Genomic DNA, 235 nt, shown 5'->3' with positions numbered 1-235 from the left:
TTCGATCTCCTGGTCGATGCCTGCCAGAGGCTGCAGCGAAAACCGGGCGCCGGGCTCCAGCGCGCGCCAGCAGCCGCCGGCGGCCAGCGTCGCGGCCCGGGCCGAGCGGCCCTTGTCGAAGAAAACCACCCGCGCTTCGGGATAGCGGAACCACTGCAGGGCCAAAAACGAGAGTAGCGCGCTCTTGCCCGAGCCCGTTGGTCCGACCACCATGGCATGGCCGACATCGCCGACG

The 235-nt window shown here is 69.8% G+C and carries 1 protein-coding gene; it reads right to left on the bottom strand.

Going from position 1 to position 235, the window contains the following annotated elements; all coding sequences use genetic code 11:
- Positions 1 to 235: hypothetical protein (locus CVH10_RS24475; RefSeq protein ID WP_146143409.1), on the bottom strand; the 235-nt coding region annotated here is incomplete at both ends.

Origin of the sequence: Halomonas sp. ND22Bw (assembly GCF_003011945.1) — a bacterium.
GTDB classification, from domain to species: Bacteria; Pseudomonadota; Gammaproteobacteria; order Pseudomonadales; family Halomonadaceae; genus Halomonas; species Halomonas halophila.
Note: the sequence above shows the minus strand (reverse complement) of the source record. Positions and strands in the feature narration are given on the sequence as shown.